Annotated in this window: 11 protein-coding genes; 10 read left to right on the forward strand and 1 reads right to left on the reverse strand. The window is 65.0% G+C overall.

The genetic code is table 11. From position 1 onward, the window contains the following. The 10 genes from FV242_RS30210 to FV242_RS30250 form a co-directional block, all read left to right on the forward strand. A partial coding sequence (locus FV242_RS30210) for a type II and III secretion system protein family protein (RefSeq protein WP_368732204.1) occupies window positions 1–944 on the forward strand: 944 nt, incomplete at its 5' end. Window positions 945–958: 14 nt separating this feature from the next. Then, window positions 959–1,621 (forward strand): CpaD family pilus assembly lipoprotein, encoded by a 663-nt coding sequence (locus tag FV242_RS30215; protein WP_187278619.1) that lies wholly within the window; start codon window positions 959–961, stop codon window positions 1,619–1,621. A gap of 13 nt (window positions 1,622–1,634) precedes the next feature. Next, a complete protein-coding gene (locus FV242_RS30220; protein WP_147941494.1) occupies window positions 1,635–2,849 on the forward strand; it encodes a hypothetical protein in 1,215 nt (404 codons plus the stop codon). 13 nt (window positions 2,850–2,862) lie between these two features. Further along, window positions 2,863–4,203: a CpaF family protein gene (locus FV242_RS30225; RefSeq protein ID WP_147941495.1), complete on the forward strand. Its 1,341-nt coding sequence runs from the start codon at window positions 2,863–2,865 to the stop codon at window positions 4,201–4,203. Window positions 4,204–4,205: 2 nt separating this feature from the next. Next, window positions 4,206–5,180: a type II secretion system F family protein gene (locus FV242_RS30230; RefSeq protein WP_210248976.1), complete on the forward strand. Its 975-nt coding sequence runs from the start codon at window positions 4,206–4,208 to the stop codon at window positions 5,178–5,180. Further along, complete coding sequence (locus tag FV242_RS30235; protein ID WP_147941496.1) at window positions 5,177–6,136, forward strand: type II secretion system F family protein; 960 nt, start codon at window positions 5,177–5,179, stop codon at window positions 6,134–6,136. The genes FV242_RS30230 and FV242_RS30235 overlap by 4 nt, the downstream gene beginning before the upstream one ends. A 38-nt stretch (window positions 6,137–6,174) precedes the next feature. After that, entirely contained in the window at window positions 6,175–7,050 is an 876-nt protein-coding gene (locus FV242_RS30240) for a hypothetical protein (RefSeq protein ID WP_147905946.1), read from the forward strand. A gap of 44 nt (window positions 7,051–7,094) precedes the next feature. Next, a complete protein-coding gene (locus FV242_RS30245) occupies window positions 7,095–7,547 on the forward strand; it encodes a hypothetical protein (RefSeq protein ID WP_147941497.1) in 453 nt (150 codons plus the stop codon). Continuing rightward, the gene (locus FV242_RS34925) at window positions 7,544–8,122 is read left to right on the forward strand and encodes a TadE/TadG family type IV pilus assembly protein (RefSeq protein ID WP_210248977.1); all 579 of its coding nucleotides are present in this window, start codon (window positions 7,544–7,546) and stop codon (window positions 8,120–8,122) included. The genes FV242_RS30245 and FV242_RS34925 overlap by 4 nt, the downstream gene beginning before the upstream one ends. 68 nt (window positions 8,123–8,190) lie before the next feature. Further along, window positions 8,191–9,831 (forward strand): TadE/TadG family type IV pilus assembly protein, encoded by a 1,641-nt coding sequence (locus tag FV242_RS30250; protein ID WP_281407123.1) that lies wholly within the window; start codon window positions 8,191–8,193, stop codon window positions 9,829–9,831. 102 nt (window positions 9,832–9,933) lie between these two features. On the opposite strand, the gene FV242_RS30255 is transcribed toward FV242_RS30250, so the two are convergent. Further along, window positions 9,934–10,492, reverse strand: a 559-nt coding sequence (locus FV242_RS30255; RefSeq protein WP_147941499.1) for an A24 family peptidase, incomplete at its 5' end; no start/stop codon positions are given.

Genomic DNA, 10,492 nt, shown 5'->3' on the forward strand with positions numbered 1-10,492 from the left:
CCCTTGCCACCCCCCTCGTCGGGCGCGCCGATGGCGGCGGCGGCACTACCGGTCAGAACGGTGAATCCGTCCCGCGGCTGATCAACCAGCTCAGCGTACGGCTCTCGTCACAGATCAATATCCGGGTCCGGGTCGTCGAGGTGTCCCGCCGACTGTCGCATCAGCTCGGGCTGAACTGGGACTCGGTGTTGAACGACGGCAAGTTCCGCATCGCCACCGGGGGTCTTTCGACACTGTTCAGCGCCGCCAAAGCGGGCGGCGCTGTCGGACCGAAAGTCGTGAACCTGCCCTCCGCACACCTGATCCGCGAGCCGAACACCTTCGGCTACACCGCCAGCGGCCTGACCGGCGTCCTCAACGCCCTGAACCAAGAGGGGCTGGCCACGCTGCTGGCCGAGCCGAATCTGACCGCGATGTCCGGCGAGACGGCCAGCTTCGCCGCCGGCGGCGAAGTGCCTGTCGTGGTCATCACCAACAACAACGTCAACATCGACTACAAGTCCTATGGCGTGATCATGCGCATGACGCCGACACTGCTGTCTCCCAACCGGATCAGCCTGCGCATCGCCCCCGAAGTGAGCGATCTCTCCAAGGACGGGGCCGTGACCCTGGATACGGGATCGACCATTCCCGCCTTCAAGGTTCGCCGGGCCGAGACCACCATCGAGCTGGCGAGTGGGCAGAGCTTTGCCCTGGCCGGCATGCTCAGCAACCGCCACACGCAACAGGTGGACGGGCTTCCGGGCTTCGACCGCGTGCCGTTGATCGGGCAGATGTTTGAGACCGACACCAGCAATCAGGAGGGCGTGGAGCTCGTCATCCTGGCGACCGCCTACGTGGTCGAGCCCACCAAGGACGGCGCCCTGCAGACGCCGGGCAAGGGCTTGCCCAGCCTGGACGAACGGTCGCTTCCTGCCAGCGCGCGCGCGGGCTTTGTCTACTGATGAGATCCGCGCAGATGCTCAATCGTCCGTGTCTTGCCCTGTTGCTCGCCGGCGTGGCGGTGGCCTTGCCGTCCTGCGCCAGGGAGATCAACGAGATCCGGTCCGAGAAGTATATCGGGCAGCCTCAACGACCGGTCGCGGTCACGCCGTCGGTAGTTACCGTCCCCCTGCGGACGACCGCCGACGGACGGCGGTTGGATCCGGAATCCGTGGTCGATCTCACCACCGCGCTTGAGAGCCAGGGCCGGTTGAGCCGGCAGGCGATCACGTTGGTGCCGCGCACCAGCCGCGGGCAGACGATCGCGCGCCGTCTCGGTCGGTCGCTGATCGAGCGCGGGTTGCCGTCGTCCGCGCTTCACCTCGACCGCTCCGCCCGTCGGGGCGAGGCGCAGGGCGCCGAGGATCTCACCCTCATCTCGGAAGCCGTGATTGTCCGCGTGCCGGATTGCGCGATTGCCGATCCGACCATCTGGACCGTGTCGCCCTTTACGGCAGTCGGGTCTCTCGGCTGCGCCAATCGCGCCAACCTGGCCAGCATGGTCAGTGACCCGCGGGACCTGATCAGCTCGCAGGAGCTCGCCGGCGGCGACGGTATTCAGGCCAGTGAATCCGTAAAACGTTATCATACGGACAATGTTCGCGAACTCGCCAAAGACACCAACTTCAAGTCAAAGTGAGCCGAGCGATCTGATGAGCGATGCACGCGCCATACAGGCTGCCGACGAAGGCCAGGCGGTTCTTGGAACGGCGGTTTTCATGGCCGAGGTCGCCGACGTCACCGAGTTCTCTGCGCTGCTGAGGCGGTTGGGGAACGACGATTCCAAGGTCATGCCCGGGGGCTGCGCGGCCGCCATCCCGTGGTGCTCCCATCAGCGCGCGAGCGTCGTGATCGTCGACATCGATCGCGAGCCGGCGCCCCTTGCGACGATTGCGGACCTCGCCACGCATTGCGAGCCGACCTGCAGCATCATCGCCCTGGGTAGCCACACCGATATCGATCTCTACCGCGCGCTCCTGCACGGCGGGGTCCTCGATTACCTGCAGAAGCCGGTCCGGCTCGATCTGCTCGCCACCGCCCTGGAGCGCGCCCGCAACGGCGTCTCCTCCGATTCCGCCCGGCTCGGCCGGAGCATCGCCGTGACCGCCTGCGCCGGCGGACTCGGCGCCAGCTGCGTGACGGCCGGCTTGGCCCTGCTCCTGTCCACGGATCGACATATCCCGGTGGCGGTCGTCGATTTCGATCGGCGCAAGGGCGAACAGGGGCTGCTCCTGGGGGTCGATCCGGCGGCCGGGCTGGAAGTGGCGCTCGCCACGCGCCCGATCGACCCGCATCTGCTCGAACGCGCCATGGTCCGGGTCAATCCCCGGCTCAAGCTGCTCGCGCAGGAGCCGACGTGGACGGACCTCGCGGCGGACAGCGACCACCTTCTGACGCTGGGCGCGAACCTGTGCCAACTGCTCAATCAGGTCATCTGGGATCTCCCGGCCGGATGGCCGAACGGATCTCTGGAGGTCCTGCGCCATGCCGAGATCCGCGTGCTGCTGATCGAGCTGACGCTCCAGAGCGCGCGCACGGCGCGGCAGATGCTGGAGAAGATCGGCGACGAGAGCGACGGCCAGCGGCTTCTCCTCGTCCACAATCCCAGCCATGGCGCCAACGGCAGTATCCCGCAGGCGCAATTCGAAGAGTACGTCGGGCGAAAGATGGATTTCGCGTTGCCGTATGCCGGCAACACGTTGCGGGATGGCCTTCTGCACGGCCCCCTCGACCTGGAGCGCAGCCCGGCCCTGCGCCAGGGCCTGCTCGACCTCGCCGACCTGATCTGCGGCCTGAAGCCCCGGCACGCGGCCCATCGCGGCCTGCTCGGCCGGCTGAGACAGGCCATCGGCCGGCGTGCCGCGTGAGGAGGCCTGTCCGATGCTGATCCGCAAATCATCCCCGGCGCCTGCCCATCGCGGCGGCGTGCCCGTGGTGCCGGACGATATGCCCAAGGCGGTGCGCAACCAGCAGGCGCCAAAGGTCGAGACGCCGGTCTCGGTCAATCGGCGCATCCTGCGGGATTACGTCTACGACCAGATCGATCCGCTCAAGGCGGCGGCCATGGGGCGGGACAAGCTCCAGGCCCAGATCGAGACGCTGGTCCGCCGAATCTGCGACGAGAGGCGCGTGCAGGTCTCGCGCAACGAGGAAGAACATGTCGCGGCGGAACTGCTGGATGAAATGCTCGGCATCGGGCCGATCCAGCCGCTCCTGTCCGACGACTCGATCAACGATATCCTGGTCAACGGTGCCGGCCAGATCTTCATCGAACGCTTCGGGAAGCTGGAGCTGACCCCGATCACCTTCCTGGACGAGGAGCACGTATTCAACACGGCTCAGAGGATCGCCTCGGCCGCCGGGCGCCGCATCGACGAGGCGACGCCGATGGTGGACGCCCGCCTGGCCGACGGCAGCCGCGTGAACATCATCACGTTTCCCCTGGCGATCGACGGCACCACCATCTCGATCCGCAAGTTCATGCGGCGCAACCTGACACTCGAATCGCTGGCGGGGCGCAACGCGCTGTCTCCGGACATGGTCGAGGTGCTGGATCGCGCGATGCGAGCCAAGCAGAACATCGTCGTCTCGGGCGGGACCGGCGCCGGCAAGACCACCCTGCTCAACGCCCTGTCCCAGAAGATCGACAGTTCCGATCGCATCATCACGATCGAGGACGCCGCGGAACTGCAACTGCAGCAAAGGCACGTGGTCCGGCTGGAGACGCGCCCGGTCAGCGCCGAGGGGACCGGCAAGGTCGATCAGCGCGACCTGGTCAGGAATGCGCTGCGCATGCGCCCGGACCGTATCATCCTCGGCGAGGTCCGCGGTGCCGAGAGCTTCGACATGCTCCAGGCCATGAACACCGGCCACGACGGCTCGCTGTGTACGGTCCACGCCAACAGCCCCCGCGACGCCGTCATGCGCCTCGAGAACATGGTCATGATGGCCAGTGGCCAGCTCTCGCAGGAGGCCATCCGCCGGCAGATCTCCAGCGCCGTCAACCTGATCATCCAGGTGGAGCGCCAGCGGGACGGGATGCGCCGCATCGTCTCGATCACCGAGGTGTGCGGAATGGAGAACGACGTCATCCAGACCCAGGAAATCTTCGCCTTCAAGATTCGCGCAATCGACAGCGCCGGCATGCTGGTCGGCGACTTCGTCCCGTCAGGACAGCGGCCGCACTTCTACACCGCGCACGCGCACCTGTTCGGAGCCTGATCGTGGGCGGGGTTCTGGATCTCCTGACGCTGTTGGTATTCCTGTGCACGCTCTGCGCGTTCTACGGGGTTCTGGGCCTGAGCAAGCGACGCCAGCTGGCGTCTCTCAGCGCCCGACGGCTGTCGGAGTTCGGCCCGGCGCCCGAGGCTTCGGAACGGATCGAGCGCCACGTCCTCCTGCGCCATGCGCCCCGGATCCCGCTGGCGCAGGTGCCGCTGGTTGGCCGGGTGACGGAATGGCTCTGGACCTCGATCGGCCAAGTGGAGTGGCAGCACACGCTGGCGTTTCGCCTGGCGATCATCGGTCTCGCGTCGCTCCTGCTCGGCGTGATGCTGGGCGGCAAGACGCCCGTCCCGCTGCTGGCCTCGCCCCTGTTCAGCCTCGCCATCGCGCTGGCGGCGTTCTTCCTGATGCTGCGCCGGGCCCTGGGCAAGTGGCACGCGGCGCTGCGCCGAAGCCTGCCGGAGGCGATCGACGCCATCACCCGCACGTGCCGGGCCGGCGTGCCGGTCGGCAACGCCTTCGCGATGGTGACCGACAATCTGCGCGGCCCGCTGGTCGGCGAGTTCCAGTTGATCGACCAGTGGCTGCGCCTCGGCGTGCCGCTGCGCCGGGTGATGCAGGATTCGGCAAAGCGTGTGCCGCTGCCGGAATACCGGTTCTTCGCGGTCATCCTGATCATCAACCAGGAATCCGGCGGACGCCTCGGCGAGACCCTGGACCGCCTGGCCCAGACCCTGCGCGATCGTCAGGAACTGCAGATGAAGATCCTGGCCAAGACCTCCGAGGCGCGCGCCTCCGCCAAGATCGTCGCGGCGCTGGTGCCGGGCATGATGGGCTACATGTACGTCAACGCCCCGGCCGATTTCCAGTTTCTGTTCAGCGATCCGACCGGAACGAAAGTCCTCACCTACGTCGTGATCAGCGTCTGCCTCGGACTGACCATCGTTCATCTCATGGTGAGGCGCCTCCGATGAACCAGGCGTCCGTGTCCTTTGCGGTCGGGATCCTGCTGATCGGGGTCGGTCTGCTCCTGTTCGGCCTGCATGCTCGCAGTAACCAGAACGTCCTGTTCAAGCGCCTGGGCGCTGCGCCGATGAAGGCGGCGGCGTCCGGCGCGGCGGTGTCGGGGATCACGCGCGTCACGACGGGGAACCTGACCCCGTCCCTGCTCAGTCTCCGCGCGCTGGCCGGATCGCTCGGGCAGCGTCTCTCCGGCACCGCCCATGATCGGAAGCAGTTGCGCAGGGTGCTCAACATGGCCGGGATTCGCGCCGAGGAGAGCCTCGGATTGCTGATGCTGGCCAAGTACGGCAACGGCGCGCTGTTCGCCTCCGTGATGCTGTTCGGCATCCTCGACGCGCGCGGGCGCTTCGGGATGCTCGGCCTCGCCGGAGGGCTGATCGCGCTGTTCGTCGGCACCCTGCTCCCTGAGGCGTGGCTCAAATGGCGGGCGGCCCAGCGCGGCGGCGTGCTGGCACGCAGCGTACCGGACGGGCTGGACCTGATGGTGATCTGCGCCGAGGCGGGCTTGCCCCTCGGACGGATTCTTCAGGTCGTCTCCAAGGAACTGACGCTGGCCTCGCCGGAACTGGCCGACGAGCTGCGCTACACGTTCGCCGAACTGCAGATCCTGGGCGACCGGTCCCGCGCGCTCGCGAACCTGGCCGAGCGGTGCAGCGTGGCCGAGGTCGAGACCCTGGTCTCCGTCCTACTCCAGGCCGAGCGCTACGGCACGCCGCTGTCGCAGGCCCTGCGGACGATCTCCGAGGAGAGCCGCAAGATGTCGATGCTCAGTCTGGAGGAACGGGCCGGGAAGCTGCCCGCCCAGATGAGTCTGCCGCTGATGGTTCTGATTCTGCCGCCGATCATCGCGATGATGGCCGCGCCCGCGATGATCCGGCTGATCCGCGTCCTTCTTGTGACCTCCTAGTAGCACCCACTTTCTCACGCCAATTGACCCCGGAGATCATGTTGCGACCTCTCTCATTCCGATCGTTGCATGTCTTCGGGCTCGCCGCGTGCCTGTTTGCCATGACCGGATGCGTCGATCTGCAATCCTCGGCGGCGGGCTTCTCCCTTGGCGGGCCGTCCGGCACAGCGGCGGAATCGCTGCGGCTGGCGCGCCTGCTGCGCGACAACGACCGTCTGGCGGCCGCCGCTGACATCTACGCGACCATGGACAAGAAGGGCGAACTCGGTCCCCGTGAGGTTCTGGAATATGCCAGCGTCTCCGGGGCGATCCATCCGCCCCAGGACGCCTTGCCGCTCTACGTGCGGGCCGAACAGCAATTATCCTCCGACGGCCGGACGCTGGGGGCGGACGAGCGCCTGGCCGTCTGCCTGGGCATCGGTCGCGGTCGGCTCGCCCTGAACCAGCTCGACGACGCCGTCGCCTCGTTCAATTGCGCTCTGGCCGTAGACGAGGCCAACATCGCCGCCCTCAACGGCCTGGGCGTGGCGCTGACCGCCCAGGGGCATTTGGCGGACGGCAACCAGACGCTGACCAGGGCGCTGGATCTCGATCCGTCGAACGTGGCCGTCCAGAACAACCTGGCGCTCGGCAAGCTCGCCGCCGGCGACTCCAAGGGGGCGATTGCGCTGCTGAACACCGAGGAGGCGCGCGCCAACCCGACCTTGGTGCTGAACCTGGCCCTGGCCTACCTGCTGCAGGGCAACGAGGCCCAGGCGCGCCGCGCGCTGGAGGCGAATTTCTCGAACATCAAGACCGCTGGATTGGTGAAGAGCCTCCAGCAGCTGGCCGGCCGCCTGCGCGCGGGCCAGCGCAACCCGGCCGTGTTCCTGGCGGCGAGCCTGCGCCCGCTCTCCCTGGAAACCCAGCCGTGAGCCGGCCACGCATCGCCCCCGCGGCCGCACGCCAGGAGGGAGTCGTGGCCATCGAGGCCGTCTTCCTGATGCCCGCGGTGTTGGCCGGGGCGCTGATGCTGTTCGAGATCGTCCGGATGGCGCTGATCGTCGTCATCGGCACCCTGGCGCTCGAAACGAGCCTGAACACCTTGCGTCTAGCCGTCAGCCCGCCCCTCAACGACAGGGTTTTCGTGCAGCAGGTCGTCACGTTGGGCATGGTGGTCGCGTCCTACGGCTGTCTCAGCCCCGCCGATGTCAGGGTGAAAGTCGAGGCTTATCCGGGTCTCGGCGAATTCGGCCTCGGCATCGGCGGACAGGGCAGTGCGACCAAGATCCCGATCGTCGTGGTCGACGTGAATTTGGAGCTGGACTGGATCACGCCCGTGCCGAACCTTGTCGGTTTCGGAGGCCAGTTCACGCATCGGTATCATCAGGTCCTGGGTAACCTCTACGGATCGGCGCAAAATCTGCCATGACCCGCCGCATGTCGGACCGCCAGCGCGGCAATGTCGCCCTCGAGGCAATCCTGATCTTCCCCACCCTTCTAACGATCGTATTCATCGCCCAGGACCTCTTCCTGGTCTCGCGGGCCCGCGCCGACCTGGAACGCAGCGTCGCGACGCTGTCGACCATCCTCGCCAGCCAGGACAACCTGACCGCCCCGGGCTTGAAGCGGCTGGCGACCGAGGTGCTGCAGGGGAGCAATGGCCGCTACGACCTCGTCGTCGGTCAAGTCTGGCGCAACGGTCAGGTCGCCTGGGGTTTACCGCTGGAACCGGTCAACGGCCTGTGCGCGAACCCGCTCAAGAAGGACGCGTCCTACCCGGGCTCGTTGCCGGACCAGGACCCGAAGGACGACACCAAGCAGGTCGGCTTGTTCGTGGTGCAGGGATGCCAGGACAGCGGCGCCCTGGGCTTGAGCCAACTCGTGCTCGGCAGCGGCGTGCTCAAGACGGTCTCCGTCAACCGCATGCGCAATCCAGATCTGCAATTGGATGCCGAATTGAGGCAGCGGGCTGGCCTGCCGCCGCCCGACAAAACCGCGAATTAACGAGCTGCCGAACGTCGAGCCGGCATCGTTCGCAAGCTTCTGCCTGGTTACCGAGTGAGTCACGCGCCATGAAACACTGTCTTCGACCTGGAGCATCATCCCGCGGCTTCGGCCGGTGCCGCAACAACCGGACGTCCCAAGACGGCGCCGTCGCCCCGATGATGGTACTGGCCTTGATCAGCGGACTGATCGTCGTCGGCTTCGCGGTCGACACCTTGCGGATGACCAGTGATGCCAGCCAGCTCAAGCGCGCCACCGATGCGGCGGCTCTGGCGATCGGCCGCGAATATCTTCGCAGTGACAAACAATTCGACGTGGTGAGCCAGACGCTGGCACGGGATTACGTCCGCGCCAATCTCGGACTCGACTCGGAGTTGAGGGAGACGCTAGGCGATGTTCACGTCATCAGGGCCCGCAACGCCAGCGACGACGCCACCTTCGAGGTCACGGCCCAGTTCACCAGCAAGGCGGCCCTCAGCGGCAATCCGGCCCAGACCATCACGGTGCGCTCGAAGGTAGAGGCGCATGTCGCGTTTACGGAGGTGGCGCTGGTGCTGCCTGCGTTCTTGAATATTACGCCTGAATCCGCGGCAGCGATGGCTCGGATCAGCCAGAATTTTGCGGAATCGATAATTCGCAACGATGGGCATGTGTTCATGTCTGTCGTGCCCCACGATCAAAGGGTCAATGTCTATGACCCCAGGGATCCGGGTCGGATCGTGAAATGGGCAAAGCCAGAGGCGTCCAATCCAAAAGAACTGGAAGATTTCTTCAAAGACACCGGCATCAAGTCACTTGCGTCGCCGGACATGCCCGATCTGCGAAGCCAGCGCATCTGCTTACTGCGCGGGCTGGACCTGAATGACAATTATTTTTGGGATCAGGCACCATCCAATCAATTCTACATCGGATATTGGTGGCCCGACACCTTGGCTAACGCACCGCCCAACTCTCCATCCAAATTCTGGCAAGGTCGGTACCGCGATGCCTATAGTCCGGAAGAATGCCCAAGCGAAGGGTCGGAAGAGGCTGTAGATGAACGCGTGATCGTTGCCGATAAGGGATGTCCCCTTTCATCAATATTACCATTGACGAATAATATCGATGAAATCAAGCGAGAATTTAACACTATAAAAGGTAATATTACAACTTTTGAGGGCAGAGATGCCGGCAATCCTAATTACGGATTTGCCATGGGATGGGCGGCCATGACACTCGCGCCTTCCTTTCGAGGTCGTGCTGGCTGGGGCGGCTCTCCAAATATTCCATTCGACTTCGACCAAGGGAATGACGCTCACCAAAAAGTCATCATATCGTTTATCAAAACAACACCTGATAATTTCTTTTCAGATTCCGATTTGAGCGTTAAATACACAGGCTGCAAACCCACAAGTGGGATTGGCGTAAATTATATCACGGACCGCTACAAAAGTTTATGTAAAAGTCTCCGCGAGAAGAAAATCCGGTCATATTTTCTCGTCATGGGACCGGATGAGACCGATGGTATGTTCGAGAAGCCTTTAGAGAAATCGCGAAGATTTCGCGGCGTTGCTCAGAAAGGATTTGAGATTTGCACTGAGAAAAAATCCGACATCAGATACTTCAGAGGAAGAGGTTTTAACGAGGTCGAGTCTTCCATGCAAACTCATTTGGTTACGATCGCGAGCGAGCTCAAGCAACGCGGCAGCTTCGTCCGCCTCGTCCAATGATGGAAGTGTTCGCTGCTATCGGCTATGCCGTTTCATCGTAACGGAGCCCAGTTGGTCAGGAACGACCCGAACTGTGTCCCATAACGTGCTGCCACTGACGTCTCATACAGGTGCACGTACAAGCAGCAACCAGCCGGCCGCGGCCATGTAGGTGCCGTAGGGAAGTTCTTGCGGGACGCGACGCCGCGACCCACTCAGCGTCGCCACAAGGGTGGCTGCCAGCGCGAGGCCGGCCGCGATCTGCGTGAGGGGCAGGAGCGCCTGCCATCCGAGCCAGGCTCCCAACGCGGCCATGAGCTTGAGGTCGCCCGCGCCGATCCCGGTTTTGCCGACGGCGAGCCGGTAGGCGCGCGCGAGCAGCCATAGGCTGCCGTAGCCGACGATGACCCCGAGGAGCGCCGCGCGCGGCGGGGCGAAGAGTCCGGCCAGGTTGACCAGGAGGCCCGATCCCATCAGCGGCAGGACGAGGACGTCCGGCAGGAGGTGATGGTCCCAATCGATGAACGCCAGGGCGATCAAGATTGCCGTGGCCGCCAGCCCAGGCAGAAGCCGGATATCGAGGCCGAGGCGCGCGGCCAGCAGAGCGAAGGCCAGGCCGCAGACCCATTGCACGAGCGGTCGGCGCCGGCGAGCCTCGACCCGGCCGATCCGGTGCGGATCC

The sequence above is a fragment of the Methylobacterium sp. WL64 genome (assembly GCF_008039945.1).
Taxonomy (GTDB): Bacteria; Pseudomonadota; Alphaproteobacteria; order Rhizobiales; family Beijerinckiaceae; genus Methylobacterium.